General features: G+C 57.4%; 19 protein-coding genes, 1 tRNA gene and 1 pseudogene. 16 read left to right on the top strand and 5 right to left on the bottom strand.

What is annotated here, in order from left to right; translation table 11 throughout:
- Positions 1-40: 40 nt before the first annotated feature.
- Complete coding sequence (folK, locus tag DU29_RS0109395; protein ID WP_028621513.1) at positions 41-559, bottom strand: 2-amino-4-hydroxy-6-hydroxymethyldihydropteridine diphosphokinase; 519 nt, start codon at positions 557-559, stop codon at positions 41-43.
- Complete coding sequence (gene folB / locus DU29_RS0109400; RefSeq protein ID WP_028621514.1) at positions 550-906, bottom strand: dihydroneopterin aldolase; 357 nt, start codon at positions 904-906, stop codon at positions 550-552. Before folB ends, folK begins: the two co-directional genes overlap by 10 nt.
- Positions 907-980: 74 nt before the next feature.
- Between folB and plsY the strand changes: the two genes are divergently transcribed.
- Positions 981-1,550: a glycerol-3-phosphate 1-O-acyltransferase PlsY gene (gene plsY, locus DU29_RS0109405; RefSeq protein WP_028621515.1), complete on the top strand. Its 570-nt coding sequence runs from the start codon at positions 981-983 to the stop codon at positions 1,548-1,550.
- 23 nt (positions 1,551-1,573) lie between these two features.
- Here the strand turns inward: plsY and tsaD are convergent, their stop codons facing one another.
- On the bottom strand, positions 1,574-2,599 hold the full coding sequence (gene tsaD / locus DU29_RS0109410; RefSeq protein ID WP_028621516.1) for a tRNA (adenosine(37)-N6)-threonylcarbamoyltransferase complex transferase subunit TsaD: 1,026 nt from the start codon (positions 2,597-2,599) through the stop codon (positions 1,574-1,576).
- A gap of 199 nt (positions 2,600-2,798) precedes the next feature.
- Between tsaD and rpsU the strand changes: the two genes are divergently transcribed.
- From rpsU to DU29_RS0109435, 5 genes are all read left to right on the top strand, one after another.
- Complete coding sequence (gene rpsU, locus DU29_RS0109415; RefSeq protein WP_002551877.1) at positions 2,799-3,014, top strand: 30S ribosomal protein S21; 216 nt, start codon at positions 2,799-2,801, stop codon at positions 3,012-3,014.
- A gap of 480 nt (positions 3,015-3,494) precedes the next feature.
- Positions 3,495-5,471, top strand: coding sequence for a DNA primase (gene dnaG / locus DU29_RS0109420; protein ID WP_028621517.1), 1,977 nt, complete (start codon positions 3,495-3,497; stop codon positions 5,469-5,471).
- 67 nt (positions 5,472-5,538) lie between these two features.
- Entirely contained in the window at positions 5,539-7,383 is a 1,845-nt protein-coding gene (rpoD, locus tag DU29_RS0109425) for an RNA polymerase sigma factor RpoD (protein WP_028621518.1), read from the top strand.
- Positions 7,384-7,505: 122 nt separating this feature from the next.
- Positions 7,506-11,252, top strand: coding sequence for a bifunctional diguanylate cyclase/phosphodiesterase (locus tag DU29_RS0109430; protein ID WP_028621519.1), 3,747 nt, complete (start codon positions 7,506-7,508; stop codon positions 11,250-11,252).
- 15 nt (positions 11,253-11,267) lie between these two features.
- Positions 11,268-11,344, top strand: a tRNA-Ile gene (locus DU29_RS0109435).
- Between the two features lie 62 nt (positions 11,345-11,406).
- Here DU29_RS0109435 and DU29_RS0109440 read toward each other — a convergent pair.
- On the bottom strand, positions 11,407-11,712 hold the full coding sequence (locus tag DU29_RS0109440; protein WP_028621520.1) for a helix-turn-helix domain-containing protein: 306 nt from the start codon (positions 11,710-11,712) through the stop codon (positions 11,407-11,409).
- Positions 11,713-12,194: 482 nt separating this feature from the next.
- Between DU29_RS0109440 and DU29_RS0109445 the strand changes: the two genes are divergently transcribed.
- From DU29_RS0109445 to DU29_RS01000000129755, 4 genes and pseudogenes are all read left to right on the top strand, one after another.
- Entirely contained in the window at positions 12,195-14,519 is a 2,325-nt protein-coding gene (locus DU29_RS0109445) for a bifunctional diguanylate cyclase/phosphodiesterase (RefSeq protein ID WP_028621521.1), read from the top strand.
- 8 nt (positions 14,520-14,527) lie between these two features.
- A complete protein-coding gene (locus DU29_RS0109450; protein WP_236645595.1) occupies positions 14,528-15,385 on the top strand; it encodes a phosphate/phosphite/phosphonate ABC transporter substrate-binding protein in 858 nt (285 codons plus the stop codon).
- A 351-nt stretch (positions 15,386-15,736) separates the two neighbouring features.
- Positions 15,737-15,966, top strand: a pseudogene (locus DU29_RS1000000131320) (DUF3077 domain-containing protein).
- 245 nt (positions 15,967-16,211) lie between these two features.
- Positions 16,212-16,766, top strand: coding sequence for a PBECR2 nuclease fold domain-containing protein (locus DU29_RS01000000129755; RefSeq protein ID WP_033050406.1), 555 nt, complete (start codon positions 16,212-16,214; stop codon positions 16,764-16,766).
- A 322-nt stretch (positions 16,767-17,088) separates the two neighbouring features.
- On the opposite strand, the gene DU29_RS0109460 is transcribed toward DU29_RS01000000129755, so the two are convergent.
- A complete protein-coding gene (locus DU29_RS0109460; protein WP_028621523.1) occupies positions 17,089-17,751 on the bottom strand; it encodes a hypothetical protein in 663 nt (220 codons plus the stop codon).
- Positions 17,752-17,908: 157 nt separating this feature from the next.
- On the opposite strand from DU29_RS0109460, the gene DU29_RS0109465 reads away from it, so the two are divergent.
- From DU29_RS0109465 to pqqB, 6 genes are all read left to right on the top strand, one after another.
- A complete protein-coding gene (locus DU29_RS0109465; RefSeq protein ID WP_028621524.1) occupies positions 17,909-18,370 on the top strand; it encodes an Lrp/AsnC family transcriptional regulator in 462 nt (153 codons plus the stop codon).
- A 238-nt stretch (positions 18,371-18,608) separates the two neighbouring features.
- Positions 18,609-20,291: a flavin monoamine oxidase family protein gene (locus tag DU29_RS0109470; RefSeq protein ID WP_028621525.1), complete on the top strand. Its 1,683-nt coding sequence runs from the start codon at positions 18,609-18,611 to the stop codon at positions 20,289-20,291.
- Between the two features lie 12 nt (positions 20,292-20,303).
- Positions 20,304-21,098 (top strand): carbon-nitrogen hydrolase family protein, encoded by a 795-nt coding sequence (locus DU29_RS0109475; protein WP_028621526.1) that lies wholly within the window; start codon positions 20,304-20,306, stop codon positions 21,096-21,098.
- 48 nt (positions 21,099-21,146) lie between these two features.
- Entirely contained in the window at positions 21,147-23,579 is a 2,433-nt protein-coding gene (pqqF, locus tag DU29_RS0109480; protein WP_028621527.1) for a pyrroloquinoline quinone biosynthesis protein PqqF, read from the top strand.
- A 160-nt stretch (positions 23,580-23,739) separates the two neighbouring features.
- Positions 23,740-23,814: a pyrroloquinoline quinone precursor peptide PqqA gene (gene pqqA, locus DU29_RS1000000131325; RefSeq protein WP_009045898.1), complete on the top strand. Its 75-nt coding sequence runs from the start codon at positions 23,740-23,742 to the stop codon at positions 23,812-23,814.
- A gap of 73 nt (positions 23,815-23,887) precedes the next feature.
- On the top strand, positions 23,888-24,799 hold the full coding sequence (gene pqqB / locus DU29_RS0109485) for a pyrroloquinoline quinone biosynthesis protein PqqB (protein ID WP_028621528.1): 912 nt from the start codon (positions 23,888-23,890) through the stop codon (positions 24,797-24,799).
- Positions 24,800-24,922 lie beyond the last annotated feature (123 nt).

The raw sequence follows: 24,922 nt of genomic DNA on the forward strand, positions 1-24,922 counted from the left end.
TCCTGCTCCGGGCGGCGATCCGACGCAGGTGGCTTGCGCCTCACAACAGATTCGAGGGTGTCAGCTGCTCACCGCGCCACTCGAATGCAACCGGCGCCAGCACCTGATCAATCTGCGCCTCGCGCCATAATTGCCCGAAGCTTTTGCCCACCCCCGGATGCAGCCGATCCGGCGCGATAAGCGACAACGGCCACAGCACGAAAGCATTTTTCAGAATCTCGGCCCGCGGCAGCACCAGGCCATCAAAATTGCCGACCAGCTCACCGAACAACAACACATCGATATCGAGCGGCAAACCCTTGCGGTCGGGCGCATAACGACCGTTATCCGCCTCGATAAACTTCAACCGGCGATCCAGCTCAACCAATGGCAGATCGGTGTAAGCCGACACCACGAAATTGAAGAAAGGACCGCTTTTGATGCCCACAGGCTGGCTCTCGAACACCGCTGAGCAGCGGATATCCACTAGGAAACCTGCAAGCGCCTCAAGGCCTGCCTGCAAATGGGTTTCGCGCTCGATATTGCTACCGAGCCCGAGGTAGACCTGGGTCAGCGACATCCGCGCTCGATCTCCACGCCGACTCCACCGGTGGCTGCCGGCACAGCGCCTGGCTTGGTCAGTTTCAAACGCATCCAGGTGATGTGGAATTCGCTCATCAGCACTTCAACCAAACGCTCGGCAAATGTCTCCACCAGCTGAAATTGCGCCTGTTCGGCAAACGCCTGGATGCGAGAGGAAACGCTCGCGTAATCGAGCGCCAAAGTCAGGTCATCTCCGGCAGCCGCCGGGCGATTATCCCAGGCGAAACTCAGATCAAGACGCAAGCACTGTCGGATGCCTCGCTCCCAGTCGTAGGCACCGATTACAGTGTCGACTTCCAGGCCCTCGATAAACACTCTGTCCAAGCACTTTTCTCCGCTGCACGACAAGGGCGCAATGCGCCGTTAGAATCAGGGCGTCCTTGCCCGGAATAGTTAGCATGTTTTGGTTACTGGCGACTCTCGCCTACCTGCTCGGCTCGCTGTCCTTCGCCATTTTGCTCAGTCGCCTGACCGGTAATCCCGATCCGCGAATGGGTGGGTCGGGCAACGCCGGTGCCACCAACATGTTGCGTCTGGCCGGCAGAAAACTTGCCGTCCTGACCCTGCTTGGCGACATCTGCAAAGGCCTGCTGCCGGTATTGATCGCAGAATTTGCAGGACTTTCGCTGCAAGAACAGGCCTGGATCGGCGTTTTCGCCGTCATCGGCCACCTGTTCCCGTTGTACTTTCGCTTCCGCGGCGGCAAAGGTGTCGCCACTGCTGCCGGCATGTTGCTGGGCCTGTATCCGCCCGCTGCACTGTTGGCCGTCTGCGCATGGCTATTGACGTTCTGGCTGACACGCACCAGCTCGCTCGCCGCCCTGATCGCCACACCGCTGACCCTGCCGTTGCTGGCCTGGCAGGAACCTGCGGCACTGCTGCCAATGAGCGCCCTCACCGGGCTGATCGTCTGGCGTCATCGCGGCAATCTACGCGACCTGTTTGCCGGGCGCGAACGGCATTTTTAATACCGCACGTGAGTGCCACTCATCTACAGCGCCGACAATTGTTCCATGGGCCAGCGGGCCTGCACGCTGATCGCCAGACTTTCATGCTGCCCGGCCTGTAAACGCTGACAACCGGCAAAAGCGATCATCGCGCCGTTATCGGTGCAGAACTCCGGACGCGCATAAAAAACATCGCCGCGCAGGTCACCGAGCATTTTCTCCAGCGAAGTGCGCAGTGCCTTATTGGCGCTGACGCCCCCAGCGATCACCAGACGCTTCATGCCAGCCTGTTTCAGGGCTCGCTTGCACTTGATGGTCAAAGTCTCCACCACGGCCTGCTGGAACGCCAGCGAGATGTCGCAACGGGCTTGCTCACTGTCGTCCCCGGCGCTCACGCATTGTTGCCAGGTGTTCAAAGCAAAGGTTTTCAAGCCGCTGAAGCTGAAAGCCAAGCCCGGGCGATCGCACATCGGACGCGGAAAGACGAAACGTCCTTCAACGCCCTGTGCCGCCAGACGGGCAATTTCCGGCCCGCCGGGATAATTGAGTCCCATCATCTTCGCCGTCTTGTCGAATGCTTCACCGGCCGCGTCGTCCAGGGTCTCCCCCAAAAGCGTGTATTGGCCAATTCCGTCGACTTGAACCAGCTGCGTATGACCACCCGAGACCAACAAAGCGACGAACGGGAATTCAGGCGGCTGCGACTCCAGCATCGGGGCCAGCAAATGCCCTTCCATATGATGCACGCCGAGCGCCGGAATGCCCCAGGCGAAGGCCAGCGCCTGCGCGCAGGAGGCGCCAACAAGCAGCGCGCCTACAAGTCCCGGACCCGCCGTGTAGGCAATGGCGTCAATCTCGGTAGGGACGCAGCCAGCTTCGGCGAGAACCTGCCGAATCAGGGGTAGCATGCGTTTGACGTGATCGCGCGAGGCCAGCTCCGGCACTACCCCGCCATAGGCGCGATGCAGGTCGATCTGGCTGAACAGCGCGTCGGCCAACAAGCCGCGTTCACTGTCGTACAATGCGACACCGGTTTCGTCGCAGGAAGTTTCTAAGCCCAGTACTAGCATGGGTTTGCGCCCTGTTTAGGCTGAATTCGAAGGCGCGCATAATAGTCGCCACAGGATGCGCCGACTAGCGGTTTTCGATCAGAGGCTTTGCATTCCGGTCAATGAGCGGTTAACATCCGCAACCCTTAAAAACCGACGTCTTCAAGTGCTCTTTTGCCGCGAGGATGTTGACCCCGGTAATGAATGAAGGTAGCTCTGGATGCCAGCCGTCAAAGTAAAAGAGAACGAACCCTTCGACGTAGCTCTGCGTCGTTTCAAGCGCTCCTGCGAAAAAGCCGGTGTACTGGCTGAAGTTCGTAGCCGCGAATTTTATGAGAAGCCAACTTCTGAGCGTAAGCGCAAAGCAGCAGCCGCTGTTAAGCGTCACGCCAAGAAAGTTCAGCGCGAACAGCGCCGCGCCGTTCGTCTGTACTAATACACAGCCGATCGTAGCAAGCTTCTGCCAAGCCCGGCCCTCAGCCGGGCTAATGGCATTTGCGGACAACGCTTAATGCTTCACCGTCAAAGCCGCACACGCGACCGAGACATACTGTTTTACAGCGTCAGACCTGGCTCTTTTGCCAGCGGTGCACGTCTCTTCTGACGAGCCTTCCAAGGCTACTGACGAGCACACCCACTGATTCCTCTTTACGACGATCAGCCCAAGGCACCTGCTCGCGTGCCCGCTTATGAGCTATCCGAGGCCAGCGACTGGCCGCAGCGGATTCGGCGACACACTTTCAAATAGTCGAATACTGATTGGTATTAACGTCAGTGGATTTTCGGCAGATACACTTCCCGACAGCGATAACGCAGACGACACTGGTCGAGCCGCATTTTTTGCGCGCCTATAAAACCGACCCGCGTTCGGCCGCCGTTCGTTACGGGTCCTGACAGCGCAGATGACGAGAACGCCATGGCCGGGCTAATTCCCCAGAGCTTCATTGACGACCTTCTGAACCGCACCGACATCGTCGATGTGGTCAGCTCGCGCCTGCAAATGAAAAAAGCCGGCAAGAACTACACCGCCTGCTGTCCGTTCCACAAAGAGAAAACTCCCTCCTTCAGCGTCAGCCCGGACAAGCAGTTCTATTATTGCTTTGGCTGCGGCGCTGGTGGTAACGCCCTCGGCTTCATGATGGACCACGACAATCTGGACTTCATCCAGGCTGTCGAAGAACTGGCCAAAGCCGCCGGCATGGAAATCCCCCGCGAAGAAAGCGGCCGCCCACACAAACCGCGGCAGCCCACCGATTCGCCGCTGTACCCTTTGCTCACTGCCGCGGCCGAATTTTACCGGCAAGCGCTGAAATCCCATCCGTCACGCAAAGCTGCCGTGGATTACCTGAAGGGCCGCGGCTTGACCGGCGAGATCGCCCGCGACTTCGGCCTCGGCTTCGCCCCGCCCGGCTGGGACAACCTGTTCAAGCATCTGAGCACCGACACCCTGCAGCAGAAAGCCATGGTCGATGCTGGCCTGTTGATCGAGAATGCCGAGACCGGCAAACGCTATGACCGCTTTCGCGATCGCGTGATGTTCCCGATCCGCGACAGCCGCGGGCGCATCATCGCGTTTGGCGGACGGGTACTGGGCGACGACAAACCGAAATACCTGAACTCACCGGAAACCCCGGTATTTCATAAAGGCCAGGAACTCTATGGCCTTTATGAGGCACGCAAGAACAATCGCAACCTCGACGAAATCATCGTCGTCGAAGGCTACATGGACGTAATCGCCCTGGCACAGCAGGGCCTGCGCAACGCCGTTGCGACATTGGGCACCGCCACCAGTGAAGAGCATTTGAAGCGACTGTTTCGCGTCGTGCCCAACGTGTTGTTTTGCTTTGATGGCGATCAGGCCGGCCGGAACGCTGCCTGGCGCGCGCTGGAAGCGACATTGCCCTGCCTGCAAGACGGGCGACGGGCGCGGTTTCTGTTTCTGCCCGAAGGCGAAGACCCGGATACCTTGGTCCGCTCCGAAGGCACTGACGCCTTCCGCGCCCGAATCAATCAGCACGCGCAGCCGCTGGCCGATTATTTCTTCCAGCAGCTGACCGAAGAATCGGACCCGCGCTCGCTCGAGGGCAAGGCCCACATGGCCACTCTCGCAGCACCGCTGATCGACAAAGTCCCGGGTGCGAACCTGCGGATTCTGATGCGCCAGCGCCTGACGGAGATCACCGGCCTGAGTGGCGATGCCGTCAGCCAGCTGGTGCAAAGCGCGCCCCAGGACGCACCGCCCGCCTACGATCCGGGCATCGATTACGACGCCATGCCGGATTACAGCGACTACCATCAGCCGCAGGCGCAGGACATGTACGCGCCGCAGCAGGAGTGGACGCCGAAGAAACCCGGTGCCGGCGGCAAGAAATGGGACAAGAAACCCTGGGACAAGAACGCCAAGCGCGGCGATCGCGACCAGCCCCGCGCACCTCGTACGCCGATAGCCGTGGAAGCCCCGACGCTGATCGCGTTGCGCACACTGATTCATCATCCCGACCTGGCTGGCAGAGTAGAAACCGCCAACCATTTCGCCAATGAAAGCAACACTTACGCTCAGTTACTGGTCGCCCTGATCGAGGCCGTGCAAAAAAATCCTAAGCTAAACTCAATTCAGCTGATGGCCCGGTGGCACGGGACCGAACAGGGACGTTTGCTGCGGGCTTTGGCGGAAAAGGAATGGCTGATTGATGGCGACAACCTTGAACAACAGTTTTTAGACACCATTACTAGGTTATCCGCGGCTCAACACACAGACAGCCTGGAAGCATTAATCAGAAAAGCCAGGCAGCCTGGATTGACTGCAGAGGAAGCAAATCAGATCGCAAATCAGATGCGCGACCTATTAAAACGCAATATGGCTGTATCAAACCCGACCTCAACTGGCGCGTGAGGTCATAGCTCAGGTATAATCCTCGGCTTGTTTTTTGCCCGCCAAGACCTTCAGTGGATAGGGTGTTATGTCCGGAAAAGCGCAACAGCAGTCTCGTATCAAAGAGTTGATCACACTTGGTCGTGAGCAGGGTTACCTGACTTACGCGGAGGTCAACGACCACCTGCCGGAGGATATTTCAGATCCGGAACAGGTGGAAGACATCATCCGCATGATCAACGACATGGGGATCAACGTATTCGAGGTTGCGCCAGATAAGGATTCCCTTATGCTGGCCGACGCCGATACCGACGAAGCCGCGGCCGAAGAGGCAGCAGCAGCGTTGGCAGCGGTCGAGACCGACATTGGTCGCACTACCGACCCGGTGCGCATGTATATGCGCGAAATGGGTACGGTAGAGCTCCTCACACGTGAAGGCGAAATTGAAATCGCCAAGCGTATTGAAGAGGGCATCCGTGAAGTGATGGGCGCAATCGCGCACTTCCCTGGCACGGTTGACCATATTCTCTCCGAATACACTCGCGTCACCACCGAAGGTGGCCGCCTGTCCGACGTCCTGAGCGGTTATATCGACCCGGACGACGGCATCGCACCGCCTGCTGCAGAAGTGCCGCCGCCAGTCGACCCGAAAGCCGTGAAAGCCGACGACGACACCGACGACGACGAAACTGCTACCGATGACGAAGAAGAAGTCGAAAGCGGACCCGATCCGGTCATCGCAGCACAGCGTTTTGGCGCTGTCTCCGACCAGATGGAAATCACCCGCAAGGCGCTGAAAAAGCATGGTCGTGGCAACAAGCTGGCAATCGCCGAGCTGTTGGCCCTGGCTGAGCTGTTCATGCCGATCAAGCTGGTGCCGAAGCAATTCGAAGGCCTGGTCGAGCGTGTCCGCAGTGCCCTGGATCGTCTGCGTCAGCAAGAGCGCGCGATCATGCAACTTTGCGTTCGTGATGCCCGCATGCCGCGTGCCGACTTCCTGCGCCAGTTCCCGGGCAACGAAGTAGACGTTACGTGGACTGATGCGCTGGCCAAAGGCAAAAGCAAATACGCTGAAGCCATTGGTCGCCTGCAGCCGGACATCATTCGTTGCCAGCAGAAGCTGACTGCGCTTGAAACCGAAACCGGTTTGACGATTGCAGAGATCAAGGACATCAACCGTCGCATGTCGATCGGCGAGGCCAAGGCCCGCCGCGCGAAGAAAGAGATGGTTGAAGCCAACTTGCGTCTGGTGATCTCGATCGCCAAGAAGTACACCAACCGTGGTTTGCAATTCCTCGATCTGATTCAGGAAGGCAACATCGGTTTGATGAAAGCGGTAGACAAGTTTGAATACCGCCGCGGCTACAAATTCTCGACTTATGCCACCTGGTGGATCCGTCAGGCGATCACTCGCTCGATCGCCGACCAGGCCCGCACCATCCGTATTCCGGTGCACATGATCGAGACGATCAACAAGCTCAACCGTATTTCCCGGCAGATGTTGCAGGAGATGGGTCGCGAACCGACTCCGGAAGAGCTGGGCGAACGCATGGAAATGCCTGAGGACAAAATCCGCAAGGTGTTGAAGATCGCTAAAGAGCCGATCTCCATGGAAACCCCGATCGGTGATGACGAAGACTCCCATCTGGGTGACTTCATCGAAGACTCGACGATGCAGTCGCCAATCGATGTCGCCACTGTTGAGAGCCTTAAAGAAGCGACTCGCGAAGTGCTGTCCGGCCTCACTGCCCGTGAAGCCAAGGTACTGCGCATGCGTTTCGGCATCGACATGAATACCGACCACACCCTTGAAGAGGTTGGTAAGCAGTTCGACGTTACCCGTGAGCGGATTCGTCAGATCGAAGCCAAGGCGTTGCGCAAGCTGCGCCACCCGACGAGAAGCGAGCATCTGCGCTCCTTCCTCGACGAGTGATCAAAAAACCCCCGGCCCAAACCGGGGGTTTTGCTTTTCAAAGATTAAATGCCCCCCGCTCCACCCCCTCCTGATTGCCCGTCTACACTCGAAGCATTCCCCCGCGCCGTAACGAGACCGTTATGCCCAGAGTGCCGACCGTGCTTGTTTTGCTGTCGATGATGACCTGGACCGCAACGGCTGACGCACTGACCCTGACGGACGAAGAACGTCGCTGGCTGGCAGCTCACCCGGATTTGCGACTGGGTGTTGACGCATCCTGGCCACCTTTCGAATTTCGCGATGAACAGGGTCTTTACCAAGGCCTCGCGGCGGATTACATCAACCAGATTCGTCAGCGCTTGGCTGTCAAGCTCACACCTATCGAGCCGGTTAGCTGGACTGTCGTGTTGCAACAGGCCAAAGAGGGCAAAATAGACCTGTTGCCCGGCGTCATGTCGACGCCCGAACGCCAGAGTTTCTTGTCGTTTACCCGGCCTTATCTGGATTTTCCGATCGTCATTCTTGCCCACGTTGGCGGTCCGCAGCCGCGCAAACTGGAGGATCTGTACGGTCTGAAAATTGCCGTTGTTAACAATTACGCGCCCCACGAACTGCTACGAACGCATCACCCCGACTTGAACCTGGTGGCTATGCCCAACGTCAGCTCGGCTTTGCAGGCACTGGCCACGGACGAAGTGGACGCAGTGGTCGGCGATCTCGCCTCCAGCGTCTGGAGTCTGCGCCAGCTAAAGCTCGACGGGTTGTACGTCAGCGGCGAAACACCGTATCGCTATCAACTGGCAATGGGTGTCCCTCGGAAGAACAAGATACTGGTCGGCATTCTGGACAAAGTGCTGGCAGACATGACACCCGCTGAAATTAGCGCCATTCAGGAACACTGGGTTGGTAACGTACTTGATCATCGGAGGTTCTGGTCGGACTTGCTTGTCTACGGAGTACCGGGGCTGCTCATACTGATCACGATGCTGGCAGTAGTTATTCGTATCAACCGCCGGTTGTCCTCGGAAATCGCTCGGCGCGTGGATCTGGAGCAAGAACTTCGCAGCAGCGAATATCACTATCGCGGATTGGTAGAGAGTCTTTCCGCGATTGCCTGGGAAGCGCGAATCACCGACTTCACCTACAGCTATGTGTCGCCGCACGCAGAACAACTGCTGGGCTACCCGCTGTCTCACTGGCTGATTCCAGGCTTCTGGCGCAACATCATTCACCCTGCTGACCTTACCCGCGCGCAGAGTTTCTGTGATCGCGAGGTACTGGCCGGTCGCGACCATTCGCTCGATTACCGGGTGATCACTGCGGATGGCCGTTGCCTGTGGGTGCGTGACATCGTCAGCCTGATCGAGCATGGGCATGAACCGGTGATGCGCGGGCTGATGATCGACATCAGCGAAGCCAAACGCACGGAAGAGGCATTGCGGCTATCCGAGCAGAAATTTGCCTCGGTCTTCCAGCAGTGCCCGGACATCCTGGTGATTGCGCGACTCTGCGACGGTTGCCTGATGGAGGTCAACGAAGCGTTCGAAGAGCAGATCGGCCTCAGTGCCGAGATAGTCGTCGGCCACACCGCCACCGATCTCAATATCTGGGGCGTACCCGGCGTCGGGCCGGGCCTGCTTCAACGCTTGCAGGCCGGCAGTATTCGCAATCTGGAGATGCCCTTTCGCCGCAACAACGGCCAGTTGTTCACCGGCCTGATCTCCGCCGAACCGTTCGACCTCGACACGACGCCTGCCCTGGTCGTGGTGGTGCGAGACATCAGCCAGCTCAAGGAAACCCAGCAGCAACTGCAAACCTCCGAGGAAAAATTCGCCAAGGCTTTCCACGCCTCGCCCGACGGTTTGCTGCTGTCACGGCAGAGCGACGGTTTACTGCTGGAAGTGAATGAAGGGTTCAGCCGCCTCACCGGCTTCAACAGCGCCATGTCGGTGGATCGCTCGGCGCTGGAACTGGGAATCTGGGTCAACCTCAACGAACGCAAGCAGATGCTCGACCTGCTGCATCGGGACGGCTTCGTTCGCGACTTCACCTGCCACATTCGCCGCAGCGACGGGCAGATTCGTCTCTGCGAGGTATCCAGTCGTCCGCTGCCGATTGGCGACGACGACTGCATGCTGACCATCGCACGGGACATCACCGAACGACACTTGATGCAGGAAAAACTGCAACAAGCCGCGACCGTATTCGAGAGCACTGCCGAGGGCGTTCTGATCACCGATACTCAGCAGCACATCAGCGCGGTCAACCGTGCCTTCACGGAGATCACAGGCTACAGCGAATGCGAGGCGCTTGGGCACACGCCCCGCCTGCTCGCTTCAGGTTTGCATGACAGTGCTTTCTACGCAGCCATGTGGCATCAGCTGACGGCCGAAGGTCACTGGCAGGGTGAAATTTCCAACCGGCGCAAGAACGGCGAACTCTATCCGAGCTGGCTGACCATCAGCGCGGTGCGCAATCGAGACAAATTCATTACCCATTTTGTCGCGGTGTTTGCAGACATTTCCAGCCTCAAGCACGCGCAGGCCAAACTCGATTACCAGGCGCATCACGACCCGCTGACGGGGCTGCCAAACCGCACCCTGTTCGAGAGCCGACTGCAGACCGCTCTGACCCATCAGCAGGAAAACGGTGGCCAAGGCGCGGTGCTGTTCCTCGACCTGGATCGCTTCAAACACATCAACGATAGCCTCGGCCATCCGGTCGGCGATCTGCTGCTCAAAGGCATCGCGGTGCGCCTGAAGGACCAGTTGCGCGATATCGATACAGTCGCGCGATTGGGCGGCGATGAGTTCATCATTCTGCTGCCCGGCTTGCAGCAACCCAGCGATGCTGACCACATCGCGACCAAATTGCTCAATTGCTTCTGCGCGCCCTTCCAGGCCGGCGAACATGAGTTTTTCATCAGCGCCAGCATCGGCTCCAGCCTGTACCCCAAGGACGGCTGTGATGTCGCCACGCTGGTCAAGAACGCTGACGCGGCGATGTATCGCTCCAAAGCCAAAGGTCGCAACCGTGTCGAGAGCTACACGCGCGATCTCACGGCCCAGGCCAGCGAACGCGTGGCGCTGGAACATGAACTGCGACGGGCCATCGAGCGCAATGAATTGCTGTTGCACTATCAGCCAAAAATAAGCCTGGCCGACCACCGTCTGGTGGGTGCAGAGGCCTTGGTCCGCTGGCGGCATCCGACCCTCGGTGATGTACCGCCCGAGCACTTCATCCACCTGGCCGAAGAAAACGGCATGATTCTGCAGATCGGCGACTGGGTTCTCGAGACCGCTTGCCGGCAGATGTTCGAATGGAATTTACGCTACGAAAGCCTTGGGCCGCTGTCGGTCAACCTCGCCGGCGCGCAATTACGTCAGCCGAACCTGCTGGGGCGAATCGAACAACTGCTCAAGGACAACGGCCTTCAACCTGATTTGTTGCAACTGGAAATTACGGAAAACTTCATCATGAGCCAGGCCGAGGAAGCGCTGGCGGTGCTGCATCAGCTCAAACACCTCGGCGTGCAACTGGCGATCGACGACTTCGGCACAGGGTATTCGTCCCTGAGTTATCTCAAACGACTGCCGCTGGACATCCTCAAGATCGATCAGTCTTTCGTCCGCGGGTTGCCGGACGATCCCCACGATGCGGCGATCGTTCGCGCGATTATTGCGCTGGGCCGAAGCATGCAATTCACGGTGATCGCCGAGGGCGTCGAGACCCAGGCGCAGCAACAATTCCTCGCGGCACAGGGCTGTGAACAGATTCAGGGCTACATCGTCAGCGTGCCCTTGCCCGCCGAAGAATTCGCTGCGACGTTTCTTCGTACAAAGGTAATGGATTTTTCGGATAGCACAGCCGAGAAACCGTCGCTATAATCCGCGGCCTACTGAGGGCCTATAGCTCAGTTGGTTAGAGCAGAGGACTCATAATCCTTTGGTCCACGGTTCGAGTCCGTGTGGGCCCACCAAACAAGAAAGCCGCGCTAGATGCGCGGCTTTTTCGTGTCTGAAGATTGCTTCAGCCAAGCGCTCAGTTCGCGAAATTCTCGATCCTGACCTGCCCTTCGGGAAAGGTGGCAATGATCTCCAGTTCACCGCCCATAGCGCGGATGTAGTTTCGCAACGTGCTGATATACATGTCCGTGCGCCGCTCCATTCTGGAGATGGCTGCCTGGTTGACGTGCAACGTCTTCGCCAGCGTTTCCTGGCTCAACTCCTGCGCCTTACGCAGCTCATGCAGAGGCATTTCCGTCAAATGCTGCTGCAGTAACTGCCCTGCCTCGGCGCGAGACTCTGGAGTCATACGAGATTGAAGCTCTGCAAATTTTTTAGCCATCATTACGGCCCTCTTTAAGCAATAAAGCTAAATGCTCGTCATACAATTCTTCCGCAATCGGGACCTGTATCGCTGCTATGCGGATATCCCAGTCCCGGTCCGAACATTCCCAGCAAATCGACGCTGGCCGATACGGAGGCCTGCTCCTTCGCACTTAATGTCGTCCACCAATGACCAAATTCGTCCGTGTATTCGATCTCCCAGCTCATGCAATATGCCACCCAAGGAATATGATCTCAAGGGAATACTCTAGGACATCAGAACCGAGCGTACACCTTGTTCCTTCGATGAAAATGTTAGCGTCAATTTCTGATTGGGCATTTGACCCATCTAACAACGAAGCCGGGTAGCATTCATTGGAGCCAACACATAATGGGTACAACGTTGGGCGGAGCAACGACGCCTAACCGCAAAATTCAGGTGTCATCGTTTTGAAATAACATGATGCCAATTTGATGCCACCCTGAAAAATTAGAAGCCGCGTGATCCGTCGATCGTTCTCCTCACTAAGCTTCCTGCAATCACTGCTCATGACTCTGTGCGCGGCGACACTGATATTTCTCTGGACGTTGTACTTCCAGCAGAAAGCCGCCTCCGCCAACGAAGCCCTCTCCGCAAAATCCGCAGAACATCTCAACCTGGCCACCATTGCGGCGGAAAATCTTCGTCAACTAGTCGACCGCGCCCAAGCGATCGGCAGAGTGACGCGCACCGACATTGAAGATCTGGGTCAACGTCGCGACGGGTTGGTAAGAATGCTTGCTGAAGACCCTGTGCTCAAACGCATGAGCATCTACGACAGCGAGGGTATGTTGATTTCGGCGAGCCATTCAGATGAATCCCGGCAGCTGCCGGCAGGGTGGCTAATCCAACTGAAACGGCATGCCGAGTCCTACGGTTTCAAAGCTGTGCTCCCGGTATCCCCACAGCCGCGCAATAAAACCCTGGTTCCAAACTGGCGCATTCCATTCCTGCTTCCGCTAATCAACTCATCCACAGGGAAGATGAACAGCATTCTTGTCGTGCAGCTGGACGTGGGATATCTCGCAGCACTTTTTGAACATATCGATCTGGGACAAAGCGGCATCCTGCGCTTGCTCGACAGCGAAGGTCAGGAACGCCTACGCATTAATAGCAGTGGCGTTGTTGCCTCTGGACTTCAGATGAGACCTGATCCGCCGCTCAGCGGAGATATAACTGGCAAGCTCACACAATTTGCGGGCGATACCACGTACCAAAGCATGTATCGGCGGGTTCCTCAAAGAGGATTTAGCGTGGTGGTCAGCCAAGCGGAAGAGGAAATTCTTGCGGCCTCCAAGCTCACCTATCGACGACAGCTGTGGCTGAACCTGTGCATGACACTTCTGCTTTTGGGCAGCTTGTTTTGGACGCTGCGAGTGCTGGGAAAACGCCAGGAAGCGTTTAATGCATTAGAGGAGGCTCAGCGCTTTAATCAGCAGCTAATCGAAAAACTGGAGGAAGAACATCGGCGAAGTAGTCACGCTGCCGCTACGGACCATTTGAGTGGGCTTCACAATCGCCGGCAATTTCTAGAGGTCGCGAATAGCACACTCACCCGCCAGCGCGCCAATCGCCGGCTTGCGGCCATTCTATTCATCGACATGGATCGTTTTAAATCGATCAATGACTCCTTGGGCCACAAAGTTGGTGACTTGCTGTTGCAGGCTGTTGCCGGTCGCATAAGTCGGATGCTGGAGCCCGATGATGAAGCAGCCCGGTTTGGCGGCGACGAATTTGTCGTCCTGCTTGCAGGAGAACGCAGTGAAGAACAGATCGATATCTGGACCAAGGGTCTGGTGGCGAAGTTGTCAGCGATCTATTCACTTAACGAACATGAGTTGACCACTAGCCCTAGCGTCGGCGTCAGCATTTGTCCTCGTGATGGGCAGGAGATCGATGGTTTGATTCGCTGTGCTGATGCGGCGATGTACTCCGCCAAACGTGCTGGCCGTGGGCAGTATCGCTTTTTCGACCCGTCACTCAATGTAGCGGACGTAGAAGAATTCAGTTTGGAGCAGGCGTTCAGCGCGGCACTGAATGAGCGACAGTTTATCCTTCACTACCAGCCAAAAATTCGTTTGGACTCATTGCTCGTTGTTGGGTACGAAGCGCTAGTCAGGTGGGAGCATCCTGAGTTCGGACTGCTCTATCCAGACCGCTTCATTTCGTTGGCAGAGCGCAGCGGATTTATTGTCGAACTCGGCTGGGAGGTGTTGCGCCTGGCATGCGAAAACCTGGCGTTTTGGCAGTCGCAAGGACGACAGGTTCGAATAGCCATCAATGTGTCTGCCATACAACTGCGGCAGTCGGATTTCAGTACTCGGGTGCTCGACGAGTTGTCGCGCTTCGACATTCAGCCGGGCTGTCTGGAACTGGAAATCACAGAGACCACGCTATTGGATGTCGAAGGCCAGGCCATCGAACACCTTCATCGCCTGCGTCGCGCAGGCATGAACGTGAGTCTTGATGACTTTGGAAAGGGTTACGCAGGCTTTGCCCACCTGCAATCGCTTCCCCTCACCACATTAAAGATCGATCGTTCGCTGATTGCTCCACTGTCCAACAGCCCCGATGACAGTCCTATCGTGACCTCGACCATCATCCTGGCCAAACGCTTGGGTCTTGAAGTTGTGGCCGAAGGTGTGGAGACCCGGCAGCAAGTCGTATGTCTAAAGCTCGCGGGCTGTGATATCGCCCAGGGTTATCACTTCAGCCGTCCCCTTTCCGTGCAACAACTCAACGAATACGCCCCCTTTATGAATTTGGTGGAAAACACATGCGTGTAAGGAAATTGTTGGCCGTTGCTCTGGCGGTGTTGTTTCTCAGCACCACAACGCATGCCAAGTGCACTCAACAAAGCTTGCGCCTGGCAGTCATTCCGAAGAAAAGTATGGACGAGCTACTTCGGGAACATCAGCCACTGATCGAGTTACTCAGTACGGCGTTAAGCATGCCGGTGGAAATAGTCCCCTCCTCCTCTTACGAAAGCGTTGTCGATGCCATCGTTTCCGGAGGCGTAGATATTGCCTGGCTGGGACCTGCTTCCTACGTCTTGGCGTACCAACGTGATCCGCGTATCGAGCCATTCGCGAGCCTTACAATCAGCCACGGATACTTCACCTCCGCAGGCCATCATTACCAGGCGCTGCTGCTAGCGCGACGCGATGGCGCCGTTGATATAGAAACCCTTCGTCAGAAGCGCGTCGCGCTGAGCGATCCAGCCAGCACATCCGGTGGCGTTGTACCCATGGCTGAGTTCTCGGAAAAGATTAATCAGCCGCTTACGGAATTCTTTAGCTCGGTTGTTTATTCCGGATCCCATGACAAATCATTGGACGCATTGTTGGATCGTAAGGTGGACGCCGCCTTTGTTTCAAGTGTGCAAGCGGACGCCTATCTGAACAACGGGCGCATCCAGCAAGACACCTTGAAAGTGCTCTGGCGTTCACAGCCAATCTATTATGATCCCTTCGTATTCAGTGGCACGGTGTGCGCCGGGCTGAAGCAGAAAATCCGAAATGCCATGTTGAACAACCCAGAGAAATTAGCCTCCTTCTTCGACTCGCAACATGCGTCCGGTATCGTGCCGGTCGGCTACGCGGAGTATTCCTCATTGGTGCGGATGATGGAGTCAGCGAGTGGGTCATTGTGACGTTGGGGATGCCATGCGCACTTTGGACACGGATTACTTCACCGAAGATTGATGCCTATACGATCTGTTTGCGCATTACGTTTAGTTTCGTTTACTTAAGGTGCCGAAATATCGGATGACGCCTTCGGACCTTGTAGGCAAACTCCGAATCTCGTGGCTGGGCACTTTGCCGCCTTGTCGCGCTTTTCTTTGACGGGATACTCTCCAGAGATCGCTGCAGATGCAGTGATCGGGGTGGTAACCCGGTGAAACCAGCGCGACAGTGAGCTCATCGCGGACACGACCTTTCGGTCGCGCTCTGATTATGGCGGCTGTGCGTGGGACGCTCTCGGGCGTGCCGGTTTCCCTTTCCTGCATAGCTCGGACCAGCCGCTTTTTCGCGTGAACCGCGGCGAGCCCCTCGCTGAAGCACTGGCTCAAACCTCGAATTTCCTGTCTTTCGCCAAGGGATTTGCTGTAGACGCGGCTTACACTACAGATATTGACCGCCACGCTTGGGCCGCACACTATCTAGTGTCGGTGAGGCCGTCATCGACGATGTCGCGAAAGTGCTCGACCGAAGACCGTATCAAGCTAGCTAAACGGTTATAGATAGGTGAGCCCACATTGGAGTTGATCGCCGAATGTGGCTCAGTCGCCCAAAGCAAAGCCAAGTCGCCAGCGTCTACCCAAATGTCGTTAGGTGCGCTCGCTGTTCTAGTGCCTCAGGTATGACCAGGTGCACCTGAAATCTTGTTTTGATCGGTTGCGCCGGGCTGTTGAAAACGTCTTTCTCTAGGCATGGCAAAATGATGACCTAACTACCGCCAAGATTGAGCGACGACGTTTGAGCACGGACACTCTCCTACCCAAGATTACTGAAATAAAAGGCCAACCCACGTGGGTTGATAGCAATCTTCCCGACCTGCGCACCTTGGAGCGCGAGCTGCGTACACACGCTCTTGAGGAAGTCACTGCGGCGACCACCCATGATGACGCCATCGAGGTGACAGCTCAGCACCTTGGATTCATTGATCTTGCGATCTTGTCCATAACTGTCGAAACGCCTCTGGGTGATGTGACGATCCTGCGCAGCAGCATCTATCACATCGTCGAAAAACGACGGGATGCCCGTGAGCGCTACGTAAGATTGGCTTTAGATACGCTTACAGGGCCGTTGGAGGTCTGGAAAGTTGCCTTCACGGACGGCACTGACCGTCTTGCTTTCATCGGTGCGTATGAGTCGAAGCGGCAGATGCTGGTAAGCGTTGTGTTCTTCGAAGGCCAGATGCTCTGGAACTTTATGCACACGGACGCCAAATCGCTCAACAAGCATCGTCATGGCGAGCTGCTGTACAAGCGCTATACCCTTTTGAGAGCAAAGAAAAAGGGCTACTGGTGACAGCAGCCCTTAAATTTTAAGCTTGATATTCATATACACACCCTCAAGCAGGGGTGTGGAGGTCTCACCCTACGCCGATGTTCAGCCATCGTCGGGGTTCCTACGCCAGTCATTACCGCTGAAGGCCACTGGTTTCGCGCTCACTTGCAATCATATACAAGGTGACACTTGTGTCAACCAAATGTGATGAATGCCGTGATTTTCCGGGACTTCCACTATCACTGCGGAGCGTATCCAACGCTGCCAAAAGGCCTTCTCTGAGGAATACTTCAGGTCACCGGATCCGAGCGCGGACCTTGATCCTCCAATGACAATGTAAACGTCAATTTCTGACTGAATATTCTGACCCATCCAGCAACGGAATCGCCCGCACCAGCCCCAGGCCCTCAAGTGCTTCCCGCGTCATCACAACTTCGTACGTATCCGCCGCCCTGCCCCATTGCTCCACCAAAGTCATGCCTTCCACCAGCCTGCTTGCCAACTCGAGGATCGTCTCGGCCAGTCTGTCGACGATATTCTGCGTACGCAGCCAGAGGGAATCATTGATCGCCTTGAGCTCCGCCGTCAGCAGCCGGGACGATGCAGGATCCGTGTCGGGATGTTCGATATTGCGCAGCAGATGCAGGAGCTCTCTGATTTTTGCGTAGTCCTTTTCCGCGCCGAATTCTCCTCGCAGGAAGGCGAGCGCTTGCGCCTTATCGACGCGTTTGCCCGTCGCGCTCCTGGCGGAAAGCGTCTGTCCCATCACACCGGCGAACAGGACCATCACTCGCGCCTCCAGATACGCCTTCATGTCCTCAATCGACACAATGGGTCGCGCAAGGGTGATGCTCGCGCCCCCCTGATGCCTCAGGTCTTTGGTAACTGTCAGGCTCACGCCGCCCGTTTCAAACCCCAATCCGCGAGCCACCACGTAGTGCGCCATTTCGTGATTGGCGATCTGCACTGCGCGATCCCGCACAGCGGATGGCATCTTGTTGGTCATATCCATCGCCTCACGTAGCAGCCTTGGTCCCTGATGACTTATGGCTAATTGTCGCAGGTAAGAATGGCATGAACGGTCATAAGGCTAGACCAACGACCGCGACCCGGAATGTCCCTGTAACATGCTGAACCATTGATAAGTGCCGCTGGAGCCACCCTTGCCTGACTTGCGCCCGCCCGTCCTCGACGAAATCGATCGTCAACTGATCGCCGCCCTGCAAATCAACGCCCGCGAGAGTGTGGCCATGCTTGCGCGGCAATTGGGCATCGCCCGCACCACCGTCACGTCGCGACTTGCCCGACTGGAAAAGTCCAGGGTCATCACCGGTTACGGCGTGCGTTTGGGCCAGCGAGTGGTGGATGGCGGGTTGCAAGCGTATGTCGGGATCACGGTTCAGCCGCGTTCGGGCAAGGAAGTATTACGGCGATTAAGCGCCATGGCGCAGGTTCAGCAGTTGTGCGCGGTCAGTGGCGAATTTGATTATGTGGCGTGGCTGCGCACGGATTCGCCGGAGCAGCTGGATCAACTGCTGGACCAGATCGGCAGTGTGGATGGGGTAGAGAAGACCACGACTTCGATCATCTTGAGCAGCAAGATTGATCGGGGGCAGCCAGTTTAAACACGATCCACTGTGGGCGTGTCAGTCGGCTTCACTGTTGATTCGATCACGCATTCGCGAGCAAGCCCGCTCCCACATTTTGATCATTGTGCAGTCTTCATTCGTCACTTCTAATGGTTGTTGAGCAAAACGACGACACATTGCGTCTTAATAACGTGAGCCGCGCTCTCTAGAATGGCTGCCATCTTTTCCTATACTCAGACGCGTACTCCGCGTCCGGTCGCCAGCAAGGTCAGCCATGAACAAGAACAATCGCCATCCTGCAGACGGTAAAAAGCCAGTCACCGTTTTTGGCCCGGACTTCCCGTTCGCTTTCGACACCTGGATTGAGCACCCCGCCGGCATCGGCAGCATTCCGGCCCACCACCACGGCGCTGAAGTGGCAATCGTCGGCGCGGGCATCGCCGGTTTGGTGGCCGCTTATGAACTGATGAAGATTGGCCTCAAGCCCGTCGTCTATGAAGCTTCCAAGATGGGCGGCCGCTTGCGTTCCCAGGCATTCAATGGCGCCGAAGGCATCATTGCCGAACTCGGCGGCATGCGTTTTCCGGTCTCATCCACCGCGTTCTATCATTACGTGGATAAACTCGGTCTTGAGACCAAGCCTTTCCCGAACCCGCTGACTCCGGCTTCCGGCAGCACCGTGATCGACATCGAAGGCAAGACTCATTACGCACAAAAGCTGGCGGATCTTCCTGCTCTGTTCCAGGAAGTGGCCGACGCCTGGGCGGATGCACTTGAGGCCGGTTCGCAATTCTCCGATATCCAGCAAGCGATCCGCGACCGCGACGTTCCACGCCTCAAGGAATTGTGGAACACCCTGGTTCCGCTGTGGGATGACCGCACGTTCTACGATTTTGTCGCCACCTCCAAAGCCTTCGCCAAGCTCTCGTTCCATCACCGTGAAGTGTTTGGTCAGGTCGGTTTTGGCACCGGCGGCTGGGATTCGGACTTCCCTAACTCAATGCTGGAAATCTTCCGCGTGGTCATGACCAACTGCGATGATCACCAGCACCTGGTGGTCGGCGGCGTTGAGCAAGTGCCGCTGGGCATCTGGCGTCACGTCCCGGAACGCTGCGTGCACTGGCCAGAAGGCACCAGCCTGAGCTCGCTGCATCGCGGCGCGCCGCGTTCCGGGGTGAAAAAAATCGCCCATGCACCAGACGGTCGCTTCACGATTACCGATAATTATGGCGACACCCGCGAGTACGCAGCCGTCCTGACCACCTGCCAGAGCTGGCTGCTGACCACCCAGATCGAATGCGACGAAAGCCTGTTCTCGCAAAAGATGTGGATGGCCCTCGACCGCACGCGTTACATGCAGTCGTCGAAAACTTTCGTGATGGTCGACCGGCCATTCTGGAAAGACAAGGATCCGGAAACCGGCCGCGATTTGATGAGCATGACCCTCACTGACCGCCTGACCCGCGGCACCTACCTGTTCGACAACGGCGACAACAAACCGGGAGTGATTTGCCTGTCGTATTCTTGGATGAGCGATGCGCTGAAGATGCTTCCGCACCCGGTGGAAAAACGCGTGAAACTGGCACTGGACGCACTGAAAAAAATCTACCCGAAAGTCGACATCGCCGCACGGATCATTGGCGATCCGATCACCGTGTCATGGGAAGCCGACCCGCACTTCCTCGGCGCATTCAAAGGCGCCCTGCCCGGCCACTACCGCTACAACCAACGCATGTATGCTCACTTCATGCAGGACGACATGCCGGCCGAACAGCGCGGGATTTTCATCGCTGGCGACGACGTTTCATGGACACCGGCGTGGGTGGAAGGCGCGGTCCAGACTTCGCTCAATGCGGTGTGGGGGATCATGAAACACTTCGGCGGTGAAACTCACGCCGAGAACCCGGGTCCAGGAGATATGTTCAACGAGATCGGCCCGATCGCCCTGCCCGAGTAAGAGGAATTTGAAATGCGTGTAGCCCTTTACCAATGCCCACCGCTGCCCCTTGATCCGCCCGGCAACCTGCACCGTTTGCATCAGGTGGCGCTGGAAGCCAAAGGCGCCGATCTGTTGGTACTGCCGGAGATGTTTCTGACGGGCTATAACATCGGCCCCGATGCGGTGAATGTATTGGCGGAGGTCTACAACGGCGAATGGGCGCAACAGATCGGCCGCATTGCGCGGTCGGCCGGGCTGGCGATTGCCTATGGCTATCCCGAGCGTACCGAAGACGGGCAAATTTACAACTCGGTGCAATTGATCGATGCCCACGGCGAGCGTCTGTGCAATTACCGCAAAAGTCATCTGTTCGGGGATCTGGATCGGTCGATGTTCAGCGCCGGTAGCGTTGACTTGCCATTGGTGGAACTCAACGGTTGGAAGATCGGTTTTCTGATCTGCTACGACCTGGAGTTTCCGGAAAACGCACGCCGGCTGGCATTGGCCGGCGCCGAGCTGATTGTGGTGCCGACCGCGAACATGGTGCCCTATGATTTTGTGGCCGACGTCACCGTGCGCTCCCGGGCTTTTGAAAACCAGTGTTACGTGGCTTACGCCAACTACTGCGGGCATGAAGACGACATTCACTATTGCGGCCAAAGCAGCATCGCCGCGCCGGATGGCAGTCAAATCGCCTTGGCCGGGCTGGATGAAGCGCTGATTGTCGGGGAGCTGGATCGTCAGTTGATGGACAATTCCCGGGCAGCCAATCGGTATTTGCAGGATCGTCGCCCGGAGCTTTATGGCGAGCTGAACAAGCGCTGATCCATCGTTATCCGCTAGCATGAGCGCTTCCCTGTTCTGGAAGTGCTCATGCCTGCGTTAAATGCCCCCCACCTCTTCACTGAAACCCTGGCCAATGGCCTGCGTTTGACGCTGCGCCACGCGCCGGAACTGAAGCGCTGTGCGGCCGCGTTGCGTGTCGCCGCGGGCAGTCACGATGTGCCGCTGGCATGGCCTGGTCTGGCGCATTTTCTCGAGCATCTGCTGTTCCTGGGCACTGAACGTTTCCCTGCCGATCAAGCGTTAATGGCCTACGTGCAACGGCATGGCGGGCAGGTGAATGCTCGGACTAGCGAACGCACCACCGACTTCTTTTTCGAGTTATCGCCTCAGGCGTTCAGCGGCGGGTTGGAACGTCTGTCAGACATGCTCGCTCACCCGCGTATGAAACTGCAGGATCAGCAGCGGGAACGAGAGGTGCTGCAAGCGGAGTTCGTCGCCTGGTCGGGTGATGCCGGGCAGCAGCAACAACAATCGCTGTTCAATGGACTGTCGACGAGCCATCCACTGCGCGGATTCCACGCGGGCAACCGAGACAGTCTGCCAGTCGATCTGCCTGAGTTTCAGCAGGCACTGAAGGCATTTCATCAGCGGTTCTACCAGACCGGGCAGATGACCCTCAGCCTTGCAGGCCCACAGAGCATTGAAGAGCTGAAACGGCTGGCGATGGTCTTCAGCGACACGATCCCAGTTGCGGAACACGCCCCGCAAAGTACGCCTGCGCTGTTGATGAAAGACGCTGATTCAGGTTATCAACAGGTGGACGCGAGAGGCTTGAACCTGTTGTTCCCTATGGAAGCACTGCCGCAGTCTTCGCCAGAAGCGTTGGCCTTTTTGTGCCACTGGCTGAACACGGACAAGCCCGGCAGCTTGCTCACAGAATTGCGAGCACGAGGCCTGGCTGAACAGCTGCACGCCAGACCGCTGTATCAGTTCGCCGGGCAAGCGCTGTTGCATATCCAATTCACATTGCCGGGTGACGCAGCCGCCCCCGCCATTGCTGAACTACTGCTCGACTGGCTAGGGTTCTTTGCGGCGCAAGAGGACTGGAGCGCAATGCGCGACGAGTTCGCCAGGGTGCAACAGCGCCAGCGACAGGTCAGCAGCGCCTTGAACCTGGCTCAATGGGACTGTGCGCAGCTCGAAGATGACTTATCTGCGCACGCCGTAGTGGCGCTGAACACTGTCCTCAAGCAGATCGGCGCTGTGGACAACTTCACCGGGCCGTGGCAATTGCCGCCGCCTAATCCTTTTTTGCAGGCAGAGCCCGAGGCTCCCAGCGCCGGGCTGATCCGCGGCCAGACCAGCAAACACCGGGGGTTGCGGACCTTTGCTCAGGATCGTTTGCGCAATCGTCGCGAACGCTCGTCCATGCAATTCAGCCAGGCGTTGCCGGATAATACGGTCGAAGGCGCTGTTTACCTGCGCTGGCAGTTGGAGTCGGCACCGTCCGACAACCTGCAAGCTCACTTGGAAAAACGCCTGCGGCCGCTGACAGCCGACGCGCGGCAGGCCGGCGTGGATTTCTCCTTCAGCGCATCGGGTAATGAATGGTTGCTGAAAATGACGGGATTGCAGGAGCCGATGCCCATCGTCCTCGAACATGCGTTGAAAGAGCTGAAGTCAGCTGAAACCGGCGTCGTACAGCAAGCCTCAATCAGTCCGCCATTGATACCGATTCGGCACCTGCTCAAGGCACTGCCCGAGCACTGCCTTGCACGTTGCGAGGTATCGGACGATCTGCAAAAGCTCTGGTCGACCGCGCACTGGGTTGGCCTGGCGACCGGGATGTCGTCGCAAACCCAAGCGGCAATGAGCGTCGCCCTGAGTCGAGTGCCCGGAACCGCAAACGGTGAGCCGACATCAATGCCGTCGATGGGCGGTTGCAAAGTGTGGAGCACGGTCGAGACCGGTTCCAGCGAACACGCCGTGCTGCTGTTTTGTCCGACGGCCAGCCACGATCTGGCTGACGAAGCCGCCTGGCGTTTGCTGGCGCACTTTTCCCAGACGCCTTTTTACCAACGCCTGCGAGTGGAGTTGCAGCTGGGTTACGCGGTATTCAGCGGCCTGCGACAGATCCATGGCATGACCGGATTATTGTTCGGCGTGCAGTCACCAAAGGTCGAACCCTCGGAGCTAATGGAACACTTCGAACAGTTCTTCCTCGGGTTGCAGCCGCTGATTGAAGGAATGGATGAAGTGACTTTCGTCGAGCGGCGCCGAGCACTGGCCGAACAATTTGATTGCAGCGTATTGCCAAGCGGGACCGCCGCAGAGCTGATTTGGCAGAGCAAACTGGCAGGCCGCTCGTCGGATTACCTGACCGAGTTACCTTTGGCGATTTTGACAGCTGAGCGCCGTGAGCTGGTCTCTGCCGTACAACGACTGAACTCCGCTGCAGGCGGTTGGCACTGCCTCGCCACCGGCCCCGCGCCAAGTGCCGAGTGGCATGCGCGAAAATGATCATTACCGCTGCTGCAACGAGCTTTCTCAAAGATTCACGGGCATGCACCCTGTAATTTTGAGTAACATAGCCACCTAACTATCTGAACATCTCCGCACGGAGGTGGACTATATGTATAGGTATAGAATCAGCTGTCCCATCCCTGAAAGGAGCACTCTCATGTCTTGGTCCAAACCTGCTTACACCGACCTGCGTATCGGCTTTGAAGTCACCATGTACTTCGCAAGCCGCTAAGTTTGTCCTGTGTGTCCAGCGCCTCGGTTTGCCGAGGCGTTTTTATTTTCAGCGTTTAAATGATGGAGCACCCATGTTTGTCCAGATTCTAGGTTCTGCCGCCGGCGGCGGTTTCCCGCAGTGGAACTGCAACTGCGTGAACTGCGCAGGTTTTCGCGACGGCAGCCTGAATGCCAAGGCCCGCACCCAGTCGTCTATCGCGATTTCCGATGACGGCGTCAATTGGGTCTTGTGCAATGCCTCTCCGGACATCCGTGCCCAGCTGCAGAGTTTCACCCCGATGCAACCGGGTCGCGCTCTGCGTGATACCGGCATCAGCGCGATCATCCTGATGGACAGCCAGATCGACCACACCACCGGCCTGCTCAGCCTGCGTGAAGGTTGCCCGCACCAGGTCTGGTGCACGGACATGGTCCACGAAGACCTGAGCACCGGATTCCCGCTGTTCACCATGCTGGCCCACTGGAACGGCGGGTTGAACTGGAACCGCATCGAACTCGACCGCAGCTTCACCATAGCCGCCTGCCCGAATCTGCGGTTTACCCCGCTGCCGTTGCGCAGCGCTGCGCCACCCTACTCGCCGCACCGTTTCGATCCGCACCCGGGCGACAACATCGGTCTGATCGTCGAAGACCTCAATACCGGCGGCAAGCTGTTTTACGCGCCGGGCCTGGGAAAAGTCGACGCACCGCTGCTGGAAATCATGGCTGGTAGCGATTGCCTGCTGGTGGACGGCACGATGTGGGACGACGACGAAATGCAGCGCCGTGGCGTCGGCACCCGCACGGGTCGGGAGATGGGGCATTTAGCGCAGAACGGTCCCGGCGGCATGCTCGAAGTACTTGAGCAGTTGCCTGATCAGCGCAAGGTTCTAATCCATATCAACAACACCAACCCGATCCTCGACGAAGATTCGCCGGAACGCGCCGAGTTGGCGCGGCGTGAGGTTGAAGTGGCGTATGACGGTATGAGTATTGTGCTTTAAGAATCGAGACCGCTGCGCGGTCTATCGCCAGCAGGCTGGCTCCCACAGGGTTTGATGTTGCAACCAGATCCAATGGTCGCCCTGAGTTCGGTGTTGCAACCAGATCCAATGGTCGCCCTGAGT

The sequence above is a fragment of the Pseudomonas sp. Ant30-3 genome (genome assembly GCF_000690905.1).
In the GTDB taxonomy this organism is placed as follows: Bacteria; Pseudomonadota; Gammaproteobacteria; order Pseudomonadales; family Pseudomonadaceae; genus Aquipseudomonas.